The sequence below is a fragment of the Stenotrophomonas sp. YAU14D1_LEIMI4_1 genome (assembly GCF_003086815.1).
Classification (GTDB): domain Bacteria; phylum Pseudomonadota; class Gammaproteobacteria; order Xanthomonadales; family Xanthomonadaceae; genus Stenotrophomonas.
In genome coordinates this window covers 1544575-1563241 of sequence record NZ_CP025997.1, presented here as the reverse complement: position 1 = coordinate 1563241, position 18667 = coordinate 1544575, and the positions used below count along the sequence as shown (strand labels likewise).

Annotated in this window: 16 protein-coding genes and 3 tRNA genes; 5 read left to right on the top strand and 14 right to left on the bottom strand. The window is 68.0% G+C overall.

Going from position 1 to position 18667, the window contains the following annotated elements; all coding sequences use genetic code 11:
- Positions 1-19 precede the first annotated feature (19 nt).
- From lpxK to C1932_RS07190, 7 genes are read right to left on the bottom strand one after another with little or no spacing between them, the layout of a single operon-like run.
- Positions 20-1039, bottom strand: coding sequence for a tetraacyldisaccharide 4'-kinase (gene lpxK, locus C1932_RS07220; RefSeq protein WP_108761696.1), 1020 nt, complete (start codon positions 1037-1039; stop codon positions 20-22).
- The gene (gene msbA, locus C1932_RS07215) at positions 1039-2787 is read right to left on the bottom strand and encodes a lipid A export permease/ATP-binding protein MsbA (protein WP_108749184.1); all 1749 of its coding nucleotides are present in this window, start codon (positions 2785-2787) and stop codon (positions 1039-1041) included. Before msbA ends, lpxK begins: the two co-directional genes overlap by 1 nt.
- On the bottom strand, positions 2784-3206 hold the full coding sequence (locus tag C1932_RS07210; protein ID WP_108749183.1) for a biopolymer transporter ExbD: 423 nt from the start codon (positions 3204-3206) through the stop codon (positions 2784-2786). The genes msbA and C1932_RS07210 overlap by 4 nt, the downstream gene beginning before the upstream one ends.
- A 3-nt stretch (positions 3207-3209) precedes the next feature.
- Positions 3210-3872 carry a MotA/TolQ/ExbB proton channel family protein gene (locus tag C1932_RS07205; RefSeq protein WP_108749182.1) on the bottom strand — a complete coding sequence of 221 codons (663 nt, stop codon included), beginning with the start codon at positions 3870-3872 and terminating at the stop codon, positions 3210-3212.
- Between the two features lie 3 nt (positions 3873-3875).
- Positions 3876-6284: a DNA internalization-related competence protein ComEC/Rec2 gene (locus C1932_RS07200; protein ID WP_108761695.1), complete on the bottom strand. Its 2409-nt coding sequence runs from the start codon at positions 6282-6284 to the stop codon at positions 3876-3878.
- Between the two features lie 59 nt (positions 6285-6343).
- Positions 6344-7696: a HAMP domain-containing sensor histidine kinase gene (locus C1932_RS07195; protein WP_108761694.1), complete on the bottom strand. Its 1353-nt coding sequence runs from the start codon at positions 7694-7696 to the stop codon at positions 6344-6346.
- Position 7697: 1 nt separating this feature from the next.
- On the bottom strand, positions 7698-8369 hold the full coding sequence (locus C1932_RS07190) for a response regulator transcription factor (protein WP_108761693.1): 672 nt from the start codon (positions 8367-8369) through the stop codon (positions 7698-7700).
- Between the two features lie 144 nt (positions 8370-8513).
- Here C1932_RS07190 and C1932_RS07185 point away from each other — a divergent pair, with 144 nt between their 5' ends.
- The 4 genes from C1932_RS07185 to C1932_RS07170 all read left to right on the top strand — a co-directional run bounded on the left by C1932_RS07185 (position 8514) and on the right by C1932_RS07170 (position 10536).
- Positions 8514-9287, top strand: a complete 774-nt coding sequence (locus C1932_RS07185) for a MipA/OmpV family protein (RefSeq protein WP_108761692.1) — start codon at positions 8514-8516, stop codon at positions 9285-9287.
- A gap of 32 nt (positions 9288-9319) precedes the next feature.
- The gene (locus C1932_RS07180) at positions 9320-9610 is read left to right on the top strand and encodes a hypothetical protein (protein WP_108761691.1); all 291 of its coding nucleotides are present in this window, start codon (positions 9320-9322) and stop codon (positions 9608-9610) included.
- Between the two features lie 150 nt (positions 9611-9760).
- Positions 9761-9991, top strand: coding sequence for a hypothetical protein (locus C1932_RS07175; protein WP_108761690.1), 231 nt, complete (start codon positions 9761-9763; stop codon positions 9989-9991).
- Positions 9992-10056: 65 nt separating this feature from the next.
- Entirely contained in the window at positions 10057-10536 is a 480-nt protein-coding gene (locus tag C1932_RS07170) for a hypothetical protein (RefSeq protein WP_108761689.1), read from the top strand.
- A gap of 81 nt (positions 10537-10617) precedes the next feature.
- On the opposite strand, the gene C1932_RS07165 is transcribed toward C1932_RS07170, so the two are convergent.
- The 3 genes from C1932_RS07165 to uvrB all read right to left on the bottom strand — a co-directional run bounded on the left by C1932_RS07165 (position 10618) and on the right by uvrB (position 12979).
- Positions 10618-10692 (bottom strand) — tRNA-Val (locus C1932_RS07165).
- 84 nt (positions 10693-10776) lie between these two features.
- Positions 10777-10851, bottom strand: a tRNA-Val gene (locus C1932_RS07160).
- 103 nt (positions 10852-10954) lie between these two features.
- Entirely contained in the window at positions 10955-12979 is a 2025-nt protein-coding gene (gene uvrB, locus C1932_RS07155) for an excinuclease ABC subunit UvrB (protein WP_108761688.1), read from the bottom strand.
- A 152-nt stretch (positions 12980-13131) separates the two neighbouring features.
- Between uvrB and C1932_RS07150 the strand changes: the two genes are divergently transcribed.
- On the top strand, positions 13132-13644 hold the full coding sequence (locus tag C1932_RS07150) for a GspH/FimT family pseudopilin (protein WP_108761687.1): 513 nt from the start codon (positions 13132-13134) through the stop codon (positions 13642-13644).
- A 62-nt stretch (positions 13645-13706) separates the two neighbouring features.
- On the opposite strand, the gene C1932_RS07145 is transcribed toward C1932_RS07150, so the two are convergent.
- From C1932_RS07145 to C1932_RS07130, 4 genes are all read right to left on the bottom strand, one after another.
- A tRNA-Asn gene (locus tag C1932_RS07145) sits at positions 13707-13783 on the bottom strand.
- A gap of 54 nt (positions 13784-13837) precedes the next feature.
- Positions 13838-14266, bottom strand: a complete 429-nt coding sequence (locus tag C1932_RS07140) for a type IV pilin protein (RefSeq protein ID WP_108761686.1) — start codon at positions 14264-14266, stop codon at positions 13838-13840.
- Between the two features lie 14 nt (positions 14267-14280).
- Positions 14281-18144 carry a PilC/PilY family type IV pilus protein gene (locus tag C1932_RS07135; RefSeq protein WP_108761685.1) on the bottom strand — a complete coding sequence of 1288 codons (3864 nt, stop codon included), beginning with the start codon at positions 18142-18144 and terminating at the stop codon, positions 14281-14283.
- Positions 18145-18154: 10 nt separating this feature from the next.
- On the bottom strand, positions 18155-18664 hold the full coding sequence (locus C1932_RS07130; protein WP_108761684.1) for a PilX N-terminal domain-containing pilus assembly protein: 510 nt from the start codon (positions 18662-18664) through the stop codon (positions 18155-18157).
- Positions 18665-18667 lie beyond the last annotated feature (3 nt).

Genomic DNA, 18667 nt, shown 5'->3' with positions numbered 1-18667 from the left:
GCAAGTGCCCGGCGGCCGCTCAGTTCGGGCGCAGCTTGTCCAGGCGATCGGTCAGGGCCACCCAGAACGCCGCAGGCAGATCGGCGCGCAGCGGCACCGCAAAGTGCCAGTCGTTGCCGAAGGCACGGCACTTCACCGCGTCCTTCTCGGTCATCAGTACCGGCAACTGGCTGCCGAAGGACAGGTCCTGCGGCTGGTAGACCTGGTGGTCGGCGAATGCGTGCGGCACCACGCCGATGCCGCGCGCGCGCAGCATGTCGAAGAAGCGCTGCGGATGGGCGATGCCGGCCACCGCGTGCACACGCTGCCCGGCAAACGAGGACAGCGGACGGCTGCGCCCGCCCGGCAGCGGCTGCGCGCTGTCGATCTGCAGGGCCATCGGCCACTGGCCGAACCCACAGGCCTGCGCGGCCGCGGCTGCATCGGCCTGGCCCAGGTTGACCACGCGGAAATCGCAGTGCTCGGCCCGGCTGACCGGCTCGCGCAACGGCCCGGCCGGGATCATCCGGCCGTTGCCATAGCGGCGCTGTGCGTCCACGACTTCGATCTCGATGTCACGTGCCAACCGGTAATGCTGCAGGCCGTCGTCACAGACGATCACGTTGCAGCCGGCGTCCACCAGCGCCTTGCCCGCGGCCACGCGGTCGCTGTCCACGCGCACGGGAACGCCGGTTTTCCAGGCGATCAGCACCGGTTCGTCACCGCCCAGTGCGGTGGACGTATCGGCGTCCACCCAGCGCGCCGTGCCGGCGTCTTCGCGGCCATAGCCACGGCTGGCCACGCCCGGCTTCCAGCCGGCCTCGCGCAGGCGGTTGACCAGTTCGATCGTCAGCGGCGTCTTGCCGGTGCCGCCCGCGGTGATGTTGCCGACCACGATGACGGGGACCGGCAGCGCATGGCGCTTGCGCCAGCCACGGCGGTACAGCTGCCGACGCAGGCCGGCAATGCCGGCGTAGACCGGTGCCAGCAGGCGCATCGGCCACGGCACCGGGCTGCCGTCGTACCAGTACGCGGGGGTCTGGGTGCCCTTTGCAGCCATCAGTCCTGCCTGTCGCGGAACTGCATGCTGTGCAGGTGCTGGTACAACCCGCCCATGGCCAGCAGTTCCTGGTGGGTGCCGCGTTCGACGATACGGCCATGATCCATCACCAGCACCTGGTCGGCATGTTCGATGGTGGACAGGCGGTGCGCGATCACCAGCGTGGTGCGCTCGGGCATCAGGCGCTGCAGCGCATCCTGCACCAGGCGTTCGGATTCGTTGTCCAGCGCCGCGGTCGCCTCATCCAGGATCAGGATCGGGGCATCACGCAGGATCGCGCGGGCAATCGCCAGGCGCTGGCGCTGGCCGCCGGACAGCAGCGCGCCGTTCTCGCCTACCGGCGTCTGCAGCTGCTGCGGCATGCGCGCGATGAACTCCCAGGCATTGGCCGCTTCGGCCGCGGCCCGGATCTGTTCGTCGGTCGCATCCATGCCATAGGCGATGTTGGCGGCGATGGTGTCATCGAACAGCATGACCTTCTGCCCGACCATGGCCACCTGCCGGCGCAGGTCGGACAGCGGGTACTCGTCCAGCGGCACCCCGTCGAGCGCGATGACGCCGCCGCTGGGCTCGTAGAAGCGCGGCACCAGCCGGATCAGGCTGGTCTTGCCGCTGCCGGACCGGCCGACGATGGCGGTCACCGTCCCCGGCCTGGCCACGAAGCTGATGTCGTCCAGGGCGATGCCGCTGTCTTCGCGGTAGCGCAGCATCACGTGGTCGAACGACAGTTCGCCACGCACGCGCTGCACGCGGGTGGTGCCGGTATCACGCTCCACCGGCATGTCGATGATGCCGAACAGGCGTTCGGCCGCGGCCACGCCACGCGAGATCGACGTCTGCACGCTGGTCAACCGGCGCAGCGAAGGAATGATGGCCATCATCGAGGTCATCAGGCCCATGAACTGACCCGCGTTGAGCTTGCCGGCCAGGGCTTCGCGGGTGGACACCCAGACGATCACCGCCAGCGCCAGCGCGGCCAGGAACTGGACCACGCTGGAGGCGGCCGCACGGGTCACTTCCACCTTCATGTTCAGCGCCAGCATGCGGTTGGCCAGGCGCGAATAGCGGGTCATCTCGTGCTGCTGGGTGCCGTGCACCTTCACTTCCTGCTGCGCGGCCAGCGACTGTTCGGCGGTCTGCGCCATGGTGCCCATGCCATCCTGGATGCCACGGCTGATGCGCCGGTAGCGCTTGCCGACATAGGACACGATGGCACCGATCAACGGCACCACCAGCAGCATCGCCAGGGTCACCTTCACGCTCATCTGCAGCATCACCACCAGCATGGCGATGATGGTGAGGGTATCGGCCACCACGGTCTTCAGCGCATCGGCGCTGGCCTGGGTGACCTGCTCGGTATCGAAGTTCAGGCGGCTGACCATCACCGGCGTGGCTTCGTTGTCGAAGTGCGACGACGGCAGGTGCAGGTACTTGTGCAGCACCTGCTCACGCAGGTCGCGCACCACGCTGCGGCCGGTCTTGGCCAGCGTGTAATCGCTCACCCAGGTGGCCAGGCTGCGCATCAGGAACAGGCCGAGGATGGTCAGCGGCAGGATGACCGCCATGCGCGGCTCGGGGTTGACGAAGCCACGGTTGACCAGCGGCTCCATCAGCTTGGTGAAGTGATAGCCGGCCAGGGCTTCGACCACCATGGCGATGACCGCGGCCACCATGAACACCCAATAGGCCCGGGTATAGCCGAGCAGGCGTTTGTAGATCGGCCACACTGGCGCGTGTTTGGAACTCATGGACGCACCTCTGGCGCTGTTGCGATTGCGATACGGCGGAAGCCAAGCTGGCCCAGCGCATCCTGCGCGGTGACCACGGCCTGGTAGGGAGTACGCGCGTCGGCGCGCAGCAGCACGGTCTGCTGGCGGTCGCTGCCGGCGACGGCGGCGATGGTCTGCTTGACCGATTCAACGTCGCTGCGCAGCACTTCCTGGTCGTTGATGAAGTAACGGCCTTCGGCGTTGATCAGCACGCTCAGCGAACGCGGCGGTTCGGGGTTCTGCTGGTCGCTGGCCGTCGGCAGCTGCACCTGCAGGGTCGAGCGCGCATCGAAGGTGGTGGTGACCACGAAGAAGATGATCAGCACCAGGATGACGTCGATCAGCGGCACCAGGTCGATGTGCGGCTCATCCTGGGATCGGTCGTTGCCGATGCGCATCGATCAGGCCTTGGCCGTGGCAGGCGCTGCGGCGCGCGCGACCGGGGCCGGGTTCATCACCCCCGGGCGACCATCCAGCGTGTCCAGCAGGGCGCTGGCCTCCTGCTCCATCTCCACCACGTAGCCATGGATGCGGCCCTTGAAGTAGCGATGGAACATCAGCGCCGGAATGGCCACGATCATGCCGGTGGCGGTACAGACCAGCGCCTTGCCGATACCGCCGGCGAGCTGGTTCACATCGCCCACGCCGTGGTCGAGGATGCCCAGGAACATCTGGATCATGCCGATGACGGTACCCAGCAGGCCCAGCAGCGGGCCGGCCGAGGCGATGGTGCCCAGCGCATTGAGGAAACGTTCCATGCGATGCACCAGGTGACGGCCGGTGTCTTCGATGCGCTCGCGGATCTGGTCGCGCGGGCGGTTGCGGGCTTCCAGCGCGGCCGCCAGCAGGGCGCCCAACGGCGAGTTGGCGCGCAGGGTCTGCAGGTGGGCCGGGTCGAGCTTGCCGCGTGCGGCCCAGTTGCGCACCTCCTGGCCCAGGCCAGGCGGCAGCACCTCGTTACGCCGCAGGGACCAGAAACGCTCCAGGACGATTGCCAAAGCCAGTACGCCCAACAGCAGCAGCGGCACCATCGGCCAGCCACCGGCCTTGACCAGTTCCCACACGTTTCAACCCTCCGGCCCATCGGCCGCTTGTTCGATCGACGATAGGATAGCAGCCGACCGTGCCCGCCCAGCGGCATCCCACCACCGGGCCGCATGGACCCGCTGTTCGCGCACCTGCAGGCCTTGTGCGCCAAGCCATACGCGGATCGCGCCGGTGTCGGCGGTGACCAGCACTTCGGCGCCCGCTGCGCGCCAGCGCTGCACTACGTCACGTTTCGGGTGGCCAAAGCGGTTCTGGTGCCCGGCCGAGACCAGCGCCAGCCGGGGCTGCACCGCCGCCACCCAGGCCGGGCTGGAGCTGCCGCCACTGCCGTGGTGCGGCACCAGCACCACGTCGGCCCGCAGGCGGTCCGGGCGCTCATGTACCAGCCGCTCTTCGGCGCTGCGGCCGATATCGCCCGGCAACAGCACGGCCCCGTGGGCGCCGGCAATGCGCAGCACGCAGCTGGCTTCGTTGCCGTCCGCGACCGCGGTGCGGCCGGGGTGCAGCACCTGGAAATCGACCCCGTCCCACTGCCAGCGCAGGCCTTGCCGGCAGAGAGCACGGGCGCCGGGCGGCGCCTGCCCCGGCGGGGCCAGCACCTGCAGCTCCGGCACCTGCCGGCGCAGTGCCGGCAGCCCGCCGGCGTGATCCAGGTGATCGTGGCTGAGCAGAAGGAGCCGTGGCGGTGCCTGCCCCAGCGCGCGCACGGCCGGCATCAACACCCGCTCCGCTGCGTCGGCGCCGCCGGGCGGCCCGGCGTCGTACCACAGCGCATGGGTGGCCGTTCTCACCAGGACCGCGGCACCCTGCCCCACATCGTGCACCAGCAGCTCAACCTCGCCGTGGCGCGGCGCCGGCGCCGCTGGCCAGAGCAGGGGCAGGCACAACAGCCCACCGGCCAGCAGGCCGCCACTGCCGCGCGGCAGCAGCCACCAGAACACGCCCGCCACCGCCGCCGGCAGTGCCCAGCGTGGCGCTTCGGCCAGCCACCACATGGCCTGTGGCTGCGCCGCCAGCGGCTGCAACGCCTGCCAGCTGAGTTCGAACAACCACGCCGCCGCCCGCCACGGCCAGCGCCCCGCGCCGTCATGCACGGCGTGCAGCGCGGTACCGGCCAGCGCGACCGGCACCACCACCAGACTCCACCAGGGAATGATCGGCAGGTTCAGCAGGGGCCCCCAGCGCGCGGTTCCGCCGAACAGCGCGACCGCCAGCGGCAGCAGCGCGACGCTGGCCACGCCCTGCCCCGCCAGCGCGGTGCGCACGTGCTGCCACAGCCCATGCGGGCGTTGCTGCGGCAGGCACCACAACAGCCACAGGACGCCTCCGAAACTGAGCCAGAAGCCGGCCGACAGGATCGACAACGGTGCCGGCAGCACCATCAGCAGCGCGGCCAGGGCCAGGCATTGCGGCACCGATACCGCCCGCCGCGCCACCCGGGCCAGCGCCACCACCGCAATCATCAGGGCCGTGCGCACCGTCGGCAGCTCGGCACCGGCCAACAGCGTGTAGCCGCCCGCCGCCAGCGCCGCCGCGAGGGCGGCCGCCTGCGGGCGTGACACATGGACCGCCAGCGGCGCCCACAGCCGCCACGACATTGCACACAGCAACGCACCGAAGCCGGCCACCAGCCCCACATGGAAGCCGGATATCGCAATGAGGTGGGTCAGGCCCAGGGCACGCAGGTGCTCCCAGTCGGAATCGGTCAGCCCGCGGGTATCGCCCAGCGCCAGCGCCTGCACGAAGCGCGCCGAGGGGCGCCCGACCTGGGTGGCAATGGCATCGCTGCAGGATTCGCGCCATGCCAGCAGGCCGTGGGCCGGCCGCAGCAGCCGGGGTTGCCGCTGCTGCTGCACGCTGGCGCTGCCCGCGAGCCCCTGCAGCAGTGCATGGCGCTCACCGTCGAAGCCGCCGGGATTGATGCGCGAACGCGGCGCCCGTATCCGCAACGCCAGCTGCCACTGCGCGCCGGCGCGCACGGCATGGCGCTGCTCCGCGGCAGCGCCGCCGTTGCGCGCCTCGGCCCCTTTCAGCGCAGACCAGCGCACCTGCAGCCGACGGCCACGCAGCGCAGGCAGGCCATCGGCGTGCGCGACCTGCAGCGTAAAGCGGGTGTGGTCGCGGGCATGGGTCGGCAGATCGACCACCCGACCGCGCACCTGCACCACCTGCGCCGCAGCACCTGGCGGCCACTGCTGCTGCAGCGCTGCATGGCCATGGCAGGTTGCCCAGCCGAGACCGAACACGGCGGCCGCCACCACCCGGCCGCGCCAGCGCAGCAGCCAGCCCGGCAACGCCACCACCACCAGCAGCACGCCCAGCCACATCGGCAGCAAGACCGGCGCAGCACTACAGGCCAGCACCCCCAGCACCAGCGCGGCGGCGCAGCCGGGGCCAAGGCAGGCAGACAGGGGCACGGTCGCGGCCATGCCCCCAGCCTGCAGGCTTGCGGCCCGCAACGGCCATCAGCCGACGCCGTGCTGCGCCGTCAGCGTTCGCTTCGGCGTGACGACCCGCGGTGGAAGTTCACCCGGAACCGCGCGCCGCCGCCCGGTGCCTCCCCCACGCTCACGCTGCCGCCATGGTGCTGCACGATCTCCTTCACCAGGTGCAGGCCCAGGCCACTGCCGTTGCCGGCCGCTCGCAGGCGATGGAACGGTTCGAAGATCGCTTCGCGATCGCCCACCGGCACACCGGCGCCCTGGTCACTGACGTCCAGCAGGCCCTGCGGATCCACCCGCACGCAGATGGTGCCGCGACCGCCGCCGTGCACGATGGCGTTGTGCACCAGGTTGGCGATCACCCGGCCCAGCGCCAGCCCGTCGCCCTGGATCCACACCGGGGCGTCGGGCGCATCCACTTCGAAGCCATAGCCGGCACCCACCACCAGCGGTGCCAGCTCGGCCGCCGCTTCCCGCACCAGGTGCGCCAGGTCCAGCCGCTGCAGTGCGGTGGTATTGCGATCCAGCCGCTGCAGGTCCAGCAGATGTTCGGCGACATTGCCCAGGCGCGCCACATCGGTCAGCAGCTGCGATTTCAGTTCACCCTGCGGCAGCTGCGAAAGACGCGCCTGCACCACCGCGATCGGCACGCGCAGTTCGTGGGCGGCATCGGCCAGGAATTTGTCACGCGCGGCGTAGCCCTGCTGCACCTTGTCGATGGCATCGTTGAACGCTTCGACCAGCGGTGCGATTTCGGTGGACACCAGCTGCGCATCCAGCCGCGCGCCGGGCTGGCCCACATCCAGTTCCTTGGCCTGCTGCGCGGAACGACGCACGCCGCGCATGGCGCGGTGGATCACCGTGGGCATCACCAGCAGGGTGACCACGATCAGCGGCAGGAAGAACCACAGCCCGATCAGCCGCAGCACCATCAGCGCGCCGTCGACCAGGCCTCCCTTGGGCGCGCCGCCAACCATCACGGTGATGCGCCGGCCTTCGTCGTAGCGGATCATCACCCGCGCCACATCCAGGTAGGGCGGCACCAGCGAACCCAGTTCGGTCGCGCCCAGTGTCGGCAGGCGTGCCAGCAACGGCGCATGCACGCTGGGCACCTTGCCACGCTCCAGCCACGCGCCGCGGTCATCCACCGCAGCGAACCACAGGTTGCCGCCGGCGCGCGCATCGACCTTCTGCCAGCGGGCTTCATCCACCTGCAGGCGACCGTCCACGCTGCGCAGCGCATCGGCCACGTCCTCGGCCATGAACATGTCCATGCCCCAGGTGTCCTTGTCACCCCAGGTGATGATCAGCGCGGCCACCGCGAACAGCACGGTGAAGGCCTGCGCCAGGAACAGCCGCCAGGCCAGGCCCAGGGTGATCGAACGGATCTGCCGGGCCATCTCAGACCTCCGCCAGCAGATAGCCGACGCCGCGGATGACGTGGATTTCCACGCCCGCCCCGGCCTGCTGCAGCGCCTTGCGCAGCTTGGAGATATGCGCGTCCAGCGCATTGGACTGGATCTCGTCATCGAAGCCGTACACCGCCGCTTCCAGCGCGCTGCGGGTGACGGTGCGCCCCTGGCGCATGGCCAGTGCCTGCAGCACCAGCACCTGGCGCCGCGGCAGGGCCAGCAGCTGGCCATCGACCTCGGCCTGCAGCGATTCGAAGTCGAATGCCAGCCGGCCCAGCGCCAGGCGCGGAGTCACCATGGCCGTCGGCCGCCGCGATACCGCGCGGATGCGCGCCATCAGTTCTTCGATGGCGACCGGCTTGACCAGGTAATCATCGGCACCCACGTCCAGCCCTTCCACCTTGTCCGACAGCGCGCCCTTGGCGGTCAGCATGATCACCGGCAGATTGGGTCGCAGCGCGCGGGCGGTGGCGACGAAGGCCACGCCATCGCCATCGGGCAGCTGCCGGTCCAGCAGCAGCAGCTGGTGCACCGGTTCGCGCAGGGCCAGTGCCGCCTCGGCCAGGCTGCCGACCACGTCGGCGACCACGCCCTGCCGCTCCAGCCCGCTCTGCAGGGCACGGGACAGATCGGGATCGTCTTCGACCAGAAGGATGCGCATCGGAAGCTCGGTGGCGGAAATCGCTGCCGATGATAGTGCCTGCGGCGGCACTGCGACGTGCGCGTCGTGTCCACCGGCCGCGCAATGTTCCGACAATGTTGGCGGCGCAGCATGGGGGCTTGTTCCCTGCCAAGTCGTCCCTCGATGTCCCTGCGTTCCCCTGCCCTGCTGCGCCCCCTGCTGTGCACCGTCGCTCTCTCCACGCCGCTGCTGGCAAGCGCCCAGGACCAGGAGGCCGCACCGGGCGTGCAGGCCGGCATCACCATCGGTGCGACCACCGGTGCGTACGCGCACTACGATGACAAGCCGCTGGTGGTGCCGGCGCTGGCATGGCAGGGCAAGCGCTTCTTCGCCAGCCCCGGCTCGCTGGGCATGCACCTGTACAAGGCCGATGGCCTGCGGGTATCGGCGGTGGTCACGCCTTACACGCTGCGCTTCAAGACCGACGATGTGGACGATGCGCAGCTGCGCCGCCTGCACAGCCGGCAGATGTCGGCCATGGCTGGTGTCAATGCCGAGTACAAGGCGGATTGGGGCATCGTGGGTGCCAGCGTGCAGCGCGAAGTCAGCGGCCACGGCGGCGGCATGGAATCGAACCTGCACTACAGCTACCCGATCCAGGCCGGCCGCTTCACCTGGGTGCCGCGGGTGGGCGTGGTGCATTCCAGTGCGCGCCTGCTGGACTACTACTACGGCATTTCCGACGAAGAAGCCCTGCGTTCGGGCCTGGCCGCTTACCGCCCAGGCAGCGCCACCTCGCCCAGCCTGCAGATCGCGGTCAGCACGCCGCTGGGCAGCAAATGGCGTGCCACCGGCGTGGTCGCCAACCAGTGGTTCGGCGATGCGGTGAAAGACAGCCCGATGACCCGCGATGGCAGCCAGACCTCCGCGTTCATTTCATTGATGCGCGCCTTCTAGCGCCGCGCATTCATTGCCCAGAAGGACCTTGCATGGCCGCCGCCAGCCCCCTCCCCGACGCACACGCGATCCTGCGCGCCCCCGACCTGGACAGCGCCGAGCGCGTGTACCTCGGCCTGCTGCCGGACCTGGCCCACGTTGACGCGCTCACCCGCCATGCGCTGGGCGCGTCGCGGGCGGCCGATGCCACCGCACGCGGCTACGTGCTGTCGATGACGCTGGTGGGGCTGCGCCTGCAGGAACTTGAGATGGACGAGCCGTGTGCCAGCGCACACCGCCAGGCCACGCTGCACAGTCTGCGCCAGGCGTTCGCTGCTGCCTGAGCGCGCGACGCGGACGGTCCGGGCATCCCTGGCCCCGGATTCATCCTCGACCCATGCGCTTGGCACGCGGTTTTCCGCGCTTCGTCGCATGCCGCTACCGGCCGCCCTGCGCCGGTGACAGGCTGGGCTCCCTTTCCGGAGCACCGTGCCATGCCGATGCTTGCCCTGCTTCTGCTGTATGCCGCCGTACTCGGTGGCGACGATACGCTGCCGGTGGCGCACGTGCAGGTGCGCCTTGGCCAGGACAGCGTGCTGTGCTGGGAACGCGATACCGCCCAGCGCACGCGCTCGCTGGGCCTGTGGCGGCAGACCGGCGGCGGCTGGCAGCTGCAGCATCGCCTGCGCGTCAGCAGCGCACGCGTGCTGTCCTCATCGCGATAAGGGGCGCGGTTCATCCGCTGCAGCGCCGATGATGCAAGCATGGGCGCCTGTCGAAAGGATGCGCCATGACCCTGTCTTCTTTCATCCGCACGGGCCTGATGCTGGCGTGCATGCTGCTTGCGGGCTGCTGCCCGTTCGGTAGCGAGATGCGTTCCCGCCCCACGTTCGTCAAGCCAGACGTGTCGCCGGCAACATCACGCGCCCAGGTGGCCGCGTGTGATCGCCAGGGCGCACGCCTGCGCAGCGAGCTGGAACGTCGCTTCGTCGCCACCACGCGCGCGCAGTGTGCGCTGCCGCAGCCCTTCGCCGACTACACGATGGTGAACGCCGCCGGCCAGGCCCTGCCGCCTGACCAGGCCGCCGAGCGGCGTGCCAGCCATGTGCAGCGCATGTGTGCGGGCCCGGTGCGTAAGGACGAGGAACTGGCCGCGCTGTGCCCGGACTGCCGGGCCCGCGCTGACGATCAGGTAGCGCAGTGCCGCACGGGAAAGGGCATCGTGCGCAGCTCGACGCCAGTGCGGATGTGCAGCATGATCCGCTTCTAGCCGGACGGCAGAAACGAAAACGCCGGCCCAGGGCCGGCGTTCGGGATTTCCACCGCTGCACCGGCAATGCCGGGAGCCAGGTGGTGGGCGGTACAGGGTTCGAACCTGTGACCCCTACCATGTCAAGGTAGTGCTCTACCGCTGAGCTAACCGCCCAATGAATCTGCATGTCTGGACTGAAAAACCCGGCTTGCCGGCCGGGTTTGTCTTTTTCACGACAGCCCCTTGCCAGGGACTTCGTGGTGGGCGGTACAGGGTTCGAACCTGTGACCCCTACCATGTCAAGGTAGTGCTCTACCGCTGAGCTAACCGCCCGTTTTTCCTGCATTTCCGCGATTGCGTCGGTGCAGGCCGCGTATATTACGGATGCGGGCGCGCCAGCGCAATAGTTTTGTGAAGGCAACCGACGCTGGCCCGTTCAGCCAAGGCTGGCTTCCTTCAGCTGCCGGATCTGGTCACGCACACGCGCGGCATCCTCGAACGCCAGGTCCTTGGCGTGCTGGTACATCTGCTGCTCCAGCGCCTTCAGGCGTGAAGCCAGCTGGGCCGGGCTGAGCGAACGATAGTCCGCAGTCGGCTCGGCCACGCCGCCACGGGCCTTGCCCTTGCCCTTGCGCGCTTCCTTCTCGGCAGCATCCGAACGCGCACCTTCCAGCACGTCGGTGATCGGCCGGGCCACCGAACGCGGCACGATGCCATGCGCTTCGTTGTACTCGACCTGCTTGGCGCGGCGGCGGTCGGTCTCGTCGATCGCTGCCTGCATGGAACGGGTGATCTTGTCGGCGTACAGGATCGCCTTGCCGCGCACGTTGCGCGCGGCGCGGCCGATGGTCTGGATCAGCGAGCCGGTGGAGCGCAGGAAGCCTTCCTTGTCCGCGTCCAGGATCGCCACCAGTGACACCTCGGGCATGTCCAGGCCTTCGCGCAGCAGGTTGATGCCCACCAGCACGTCGAACTTGCCCAGGCGCAGGTCGCGGATGATCTCCACGCGCTCGACCGTGTCCACATCCGAATGCAGGTAGCGCACGCGGATGCCATGCTCGGTCAGGTACTCGGTCAGGTTTTCGGCCATGCGCTTGGTCAGCGTAGTGACCAGTACACGGTCGCCCGCCTTGATGCGCTCGTTGGCCTCGCTCATCAGGTCGTCGACCTGGGTGCCGACCGGGCGGATTTCCACCACCGGATCGATCAGGCCGGTCGGGCGCACCACCAGTTCGGTGATCTCATCGGCGGACTCGCGCAGCTCGTACGGGCCCGGCGTGGCCGAGACGTAGATGCTGCGCGGGCAGCGCGCTTCCCATTCTTCGAAGCGCAGCGGGCGGTTGTCCAGCGCCGAAGGCAGGCGGAAGCCGAACTCGACCAGCGTTTCCTTGCGCGACCGGTCACCCTTGAACATGGCGCCGATCTGCGGAATGGTCACGTGCGATTCGTCGATCACCAGCAACGCATCCGGCGGCAGGTAATCAAACAGCGTCGGTGGCGGCTCGCCGGCATTCTTGCCGGTCAGGTGCCGCGAATAGTTTTCGATGCCGTTGCAGAAACCCACCTCGGCCATCATTTCGATGTCGAACTGGGTGCGCTGGGCCAGGCGCTGGGCTTCGACGAGCTTGTTCTGCGCGTACAGCTGCTCCAGCCGCTCCTTCAGCTCGACCTTGATGGTTTCCACCGCCGCCAGCACGCGCTCGCGGGTGGTGGCGTAGTGGGTCTTGGGGTACACGGTGAAGCGCTGCAGGTTGCGCATCGTCTCGCCGGTGAGCGGATCGAACATCGTGATCTTCTCGACCTCGCCATCGAACAGCTCGATGCGCAGGGCCTCGCTGTCCGACTCGGCCGGAAACACGTCGATCACTTCGCCGCGCACGCGGAAGGTGCCGCGCTGCAGTTCGTACTCGTTACGCGTGTACTGCAGCTGGGTCAGGTGGTTGATCAGGTCGCGCTGGTCGATGCGCTCACCCTTGGACAGGATCAGGCGCAGCGACAGGTAGTCTTCCGGCGCGCCCAGGCCGTAGATAGCCGACACCGTGGCGACCACGATCGCGTCGGGGCGCGACAGCAGGGTCTTGGTGGCGGCAAGGCGCATCTGCTCGATGTGCTCGTTGATCGAACTGTCCTTCTCGATGAAGGTGTCCGACGAAGGCACGTACGCTTCGGGCTGGTAGTAATCGTAATAGCTGACGAAGTACTCCACCGCGTTGTGCGGGAAGAACGCCTTGAACTCACCATACAGCTGCGCCGCCAGCGTCTTGTTCGGCGCCATGATCAGCGTCGGCTTCTGCACGTTCTGGATGACGTTGGCGATGGTGTAGGTCTTGCCCGAACCGGTGACGCCCAGCAGGGTCTGCTTGGCGATGCCGGCCTGGAAATTGTCGGTCAGCTTCGCGATGGCGTTGGGCTGGTCGCCAGCCGGTGAATAGGGCGAAACGAGTTGAAAGCTGTCGCTCATGGTGCTGCCAGATCCCGGGAACCTGCAGTATACCGGCCACTCCAGTGACGACCGGTTGAACCAGAACCCGATTCAGGCAGCGGCAAAACCCGATGGTGCCGCGCCGGCGGTAGGCGGAGGCTGGTGCCCTGCCCGTCGCTGGAGTCCGCCTGATGCTCTCCCCTGCCCCCGGCCACACCCTGGCCGAACTGCTGCTGGCCATTGCGGTGCTGGCGATCCTGGCCTGCCTGGCGGCGCTGCCGTTCGCTGGCCTGCTCGATCGCCTGCGCGCCGACCAGCTGCGCATGCAGCTGCATGCGGCGCTGAACCAGGCCCGCAGCACGGCGCTTGCCCAGCGCCGCTCCGTTGTGGCCTGCCCGAGCAGCGATGGCCTGCAATGCGGGCAGGACTGGAGCAAGGGCTGGCTGCTGCGCGCTGAGCAAGCTCGGCCGGATGAGGCCGATCCTGCACCGCCACTGGCCGCGCGCCGGTTTCAGAGCCATTCCTCATTGCAGGCCTTCAGCACGCACGGTCGCCCGCACATCGTGTTTCGTGCCAGCGGGCGCAGCGCGGGCAGCAACGCGCGCATCCGCGTCTGCCAGCGTGGCCTGACGCAGGCCGAAGTGGTGGTGAGCAATACCGGGCGTGTGCGCTCGCTGCGCAGCGCGTCGCCGGAACCGTGCTGAAGCACGCAGATACCGGACGCAGAAAAGCAGAAGCCGCGATTTCTCGCGGCTTCTGCAGGATCTGGCGCCCGAAGTTGGACTCGAACCAACGACCCCCTGATTAACAGTCAAGTGCTCTAACCGGCTGAGCTATTCGGGCGGGGACGCGCATTCTAGTAGCTGCTGCGCGCCGATGCAACACCCCTGCGCGAAATCACCAGCAACCGGCCACCGCACTGGCGCTCGGAGTCTTCACATTGGCCTGGTTGACCGTCATCGTGCCGCACTTGTCCTTGGCTTGCGTGCCCTGCGGCGCCGCGGTCAGAGTGAAGGTGCCCTGCGCGGCCTGGATACTGATCGTGTACCGCGCCGTACCACCTTCGCGCGGCGACTGGATGCTGGTGGTGCCGTTGCTGAAACGGAAGTTGGCGTAGGTGTTGTTGGTGGTGTGCGAACGCTCGGCCATCTGCGCGTACTCCACCATGTCCGCCTTGGCCTGCGCACGCCGCGACTTGCGGATCTGGTCGGTGTACGAGGGATAGGCCACCGCCGCCAGAATCGCCACCACGGCCACCGTGACCATCAGCTCGATCAGGGTGAAGCCGCGGACCTGGCCCATTGCGCGGATTGCTTTGAGTGACATCGCAGGAATCTCCGTTACTGGATCTGGCGCCAGGACTGGCGGCCACAGGGATACGGCACGTACAGCGGCTGCGCGCCGGACACATTGACCACCATCCAGCAGCCCGCACCGGCCGGCACCGTCGGCACACCCGTGCCGTCGTTGGGATTGGTCGGCGGCTGCAGGCGCGGCACCACCGATACGCCCACGTCCTTGATCGGCGCGGTGCCCGGCGAGTTCAACGACATTGCAGCCGTGCCAGCGGCGGCGGAGCTACCGTTGGGCGAGCCCACCCGCACGCCGGACAGCGCGCCGGCACCGCTGCGCGGGCTCAGTCCGAACAGCCAGTTCGCGCCCGAGGTGCTACAGCCACTGGTGATGGTGACCGGCGCATAGGTGGGAATGAACAGGATGCCCGAGGCCAGCTCCGGGTAACCCACCGCACGTTCACCGGCCGGCAGGTCAACGTACCAGCCCAGCGACGAAGCCGGTGCATTGCCGGCCTGCAGCGTACGCGAACCGCTGGTGGTGACCACCGCGTTCGGGGTCAGATTGGCACGCGTGAGTGTCGTGAGGACCGCACCGTTCACCACATCGTTGAAGCCATACAGGCTCTGGATCTGGGTGGACGAGATCGGCAGGGTGTCGTCGTTGAAGGAGAAGCTGCCGGTACCGAACATCACCAGCACGCCACCGCGCTCACCCGACGCCACCTGCAGGCCGCCGGTGATCGGCTGGCGGTAGGTCTGCCCGCTCTGCACGAAGGTGCCGGTGGTGAACACAGGCACGGTGACCGAAGTGGCGGTGGAGGTCAGGTCAAACTTCCACACCGCGCCCTTCAGGTCAGCTGCATACACGGTATCGGCGTAACCGTCGCGCACGCGGGTCGGCTTGTTGGTGACCGGGTCGATGGTCAGGTTGTTCACCCGATCGACCACCACGATGTTGCCCAGGCCATTACTCCCGGCGATGGTGGAATTGGGCTCACCCGCTTCGATCATGCGGATGGTCGGCGTACCGGTGCCGATGTCGACCACGAACAGCACGGCCTTGCCGCTGGCGCTGGAATAGCCGTTGCCGAAGATCGCCTTCCAGCTGACCGTGCCATCGGCCGCGCGCACCGGAACGATGACCGGCTTGCCCAGCACGTGGCCGATGTTGGCCCGCACCGTGGCATCACCGGCCAGATCGTTGATTTCCCACAGGCGGTTGCCCGCCGCGAAGCTGCCCGGTGTGGTCACGTCCAGCGCGAACACGCCGCGCCCGCCGGCGCCGGTGGTGCCGACCAGGGTGGTGTGCCAGCCGCCACCGTAGAAGGTATCACCCACGGTCAGCGGACCGTCGACGAAGTACTTGTGCACGAACGGCTGGGCATTCTTCTTGGTCGGGTCGTAAGGCAGCAGCAGGTTGCCCATGTGCCCGTACGAGGTGGCCGGAATGTAACCGAACAGCTCACGACCACCATTGCCGCCGACCGTGCCGGCTGCGTCCATGCCGCCGTCGAACGCATGCAGCATGCCGTCGTTGGCACCGGCATAGACCACGTAGCGGTTGTTGGTGCGCTTGCTGGTCAGGTAGTTGGTATAGCTCGTGCCCAGGGTGCCACCCAGCGCGCGGTAGCCGAAGTCGTCCACCGGCGCGCTGATCACCGGCGTGGAGTTGACGATGTCACCCAGCACGGTGGTGCGGTCACGCAGCTTGCCGCCGTTGCGCACCTCACCGGAAGTTTCGCCCAGAAGGTAGTTGGCCGCGCTGTTGGCATCGGCGCCCAGCGCGGTCAGGTTGGCAACGGTGCAGATCGACTGCGCCGGGTACAGCGCGCTGGACAGGTTGCAGAGCCCGGCCAGGGTGGCCGTGGTACCGCTGAACTTGCGCACGCTGCTGCCGTCGTTGAAGAACACATTGCGCGCGGCCGCGGCCGGCATCTGCGCACTGGCTTCCCAGCGCGTGGTGTACTGCGCCTCGCGGGTGGTGGGGTTCACCGACACGCTGCTGGCGGTCAGCTTGCTGTACCAGTCCGTGCCGTTGTTCTGTACGTCGTACATCGGGGTGACGGTCAGCGAACCGGTACCGATGCGCGCGCCACTGAGTGCGAACGTACCCGACGGCGTCTGCCCCGACCCCACCGCCGACAGCACCCGGCGCATGGCCTCGGTCACGTCCGACGGGGTCTTGGCATTGATGAACTCACCGCGGCTGTTGATGGCGGCATGCCACAGTTCGTCGATCACGCGACCATCGTCATCGGTCAGCGGGTCGCCATTGGCGTTCCAGTTCGGCGGGTTGGCATACGGGTCATCGGTGGCGGCCTGGTTGACCTCGTAGATCAGGCCCTGCGCGCCCAGGGTAACGCCGTAGAAGTTCATGTGCAGGTTGGTCTGGCAGTCCAGTCGCTTCCAGTCAGGCGAGGACTGGCTGAGCGTGCTGCACTGATCCGGCACCGGGACCAGGCCGGTGGGGAAACTGGCACCCGTGCGCAGCGGGGTGGAGCCACCTGCGTAGTACGACGCGGCGATATCGGCGATGGTGTTGCTGTAGCCATCGGCGAACGGCTGGGCCGGGAAGAACGTGCCGCCGGCGCTGTCGGCATTGCCATAGCCGCTGGCCGAGTTGCCCACGTTGGTATAGCCGTCGGTGAACAGCATGCCGCCGTTCTTCTGGCAGGCGCGGATGACCGGCGCACCTGCGTCGGTGCGTCGGAACTGCTCGCCGAGATAAGCCACCGCCTGCCGGTTCGGGGTACCGCCATTGGGCTTGAGCCGGTAGATCTGCCCAAACAGGTCCGGACGCTGCGAGGTCACGTCGTACATGGTCACGTTGTTGCGGGCATTGATGGTGAAATAGCCCACGCGCATGTTGTCCACGCCCACCATGGCGTGCGAGGACGAGCCGACCATCGACAGGATGCGGTTGCGGTGATACTGGAACCAGTTGGCGAAGTTGCGCTGCGCGTTGGCCAGATCGGCCGTATTGGCGCCGTAGTTCTCCGGCAGGATCTGGTAGCGGCGCATGTTGCAGCCCGGGCCGCAGGCATTGCTGATCAGGGGGCGGTTGGCGTCGCCGGTGAGGTAGCCGGCCGGCGCGGCCTGGTCGGCCGGCAGGTAGAAGGTGGCCGGTACGTAGGCGATCTGCACCGTACAGTCCGCGCGCACCAGCACGTCACTGCCCAGGTTGGTCCAGACGTTGCCCGAACTGGCCAGGCCGTTGTTGTTGTTGCTGTTGCAGGTGCGCCCGTTCGAGCGGTAGCGCGTACCGGCCGGAATGGTCATGCCGGTGACGAACTGGAACGCCTCGCCGTTGACCTGGCGCGAGGACAGGTCGTACACGGTGTTGTAACCGGTATTGAAATCGCTGCCGTAGACCGTCGGGTCACGCGGATCAACGCGTGCCGCAGAGAACGTGGCGTTGGGCCAGAGCATGTTGCCGCCGCTGTCACGCACCGGCAGGCTCCACGGCTCGTAGGTCACGGCCGGGTTATAGTAGCTGGCGTTGTAGGTGGGCGAACGGGCAAAGCCGAACGTATCGATCGGCGGGATCGCGCGGCCCGGCGAATAGGAAGTGTTGAAGTTCGCGTGCGGGAACAGGTAAAGATAGCAGTCTGTGGAGCTATTGCTGCAGCCTTCGCCCACGTTGTAGAACACGCCGGCCGAACTGAAGAAGCTGCTGCCGTTCCACTGCATGCGACCATCGCCACCACGGAAGATCCGCTCGAAGGTCATCGAGTTGGAATCGTCCACGGCCATGATGAAGGCCGGCGGGATCGAGGTGGTGTTGTTCAGCGGCGCCTGGGCAAGGGCGCCCTGCCCCTGCGCGGCGAACAGGCTGTAGGCGAAGTAGCCACCCATGCCGAGCACGGCGAAGGCAGACGCGGCGATGATCCGGGAAGTGCGACGGGACATGCCGGCGGCCTCAGAGCTTGAAGATGGAATCGACCGACGCCGTGGACGAGGAGTCCGTGGCGGTATCGGTAGCGAAAGTGGTGATCTGGTAGATGGGCGTGACCGGATCCAGTGGCTTGCCCATCGACAGCGAGCCGCCGCCGATCACGCAGGTATCGATGCGGCGCACGTTCACCGCCTGCACGGTGGTCAGCGCGCGGGCACGGCCCCAGCCCACCGGATCGAAGGCGATATCGCAGTTGTCCTGGATATCGCTGGCCACCAGCGGGGCATCGGCAGCGGCGGCGGTCCGGTTGGCGATGGCTTCCACCGCGCGTTCGCTGCGCCGGGTCACGCCTTCGGCATTCTGGAAGGCGATATTGGTAGCCAGGTAGTTGGACGCCATCTTTTCCTGCATGCCTGCCACCTGCATGCCGGCAATGCCGATCAGGGCCAGCAGGATCAGCATGATCAGCGCAACGTACAACACGGCCCCGCGCTGCTGGCGGGGCATCGGACGGATGCGGACTCGAGCGTTCATGGC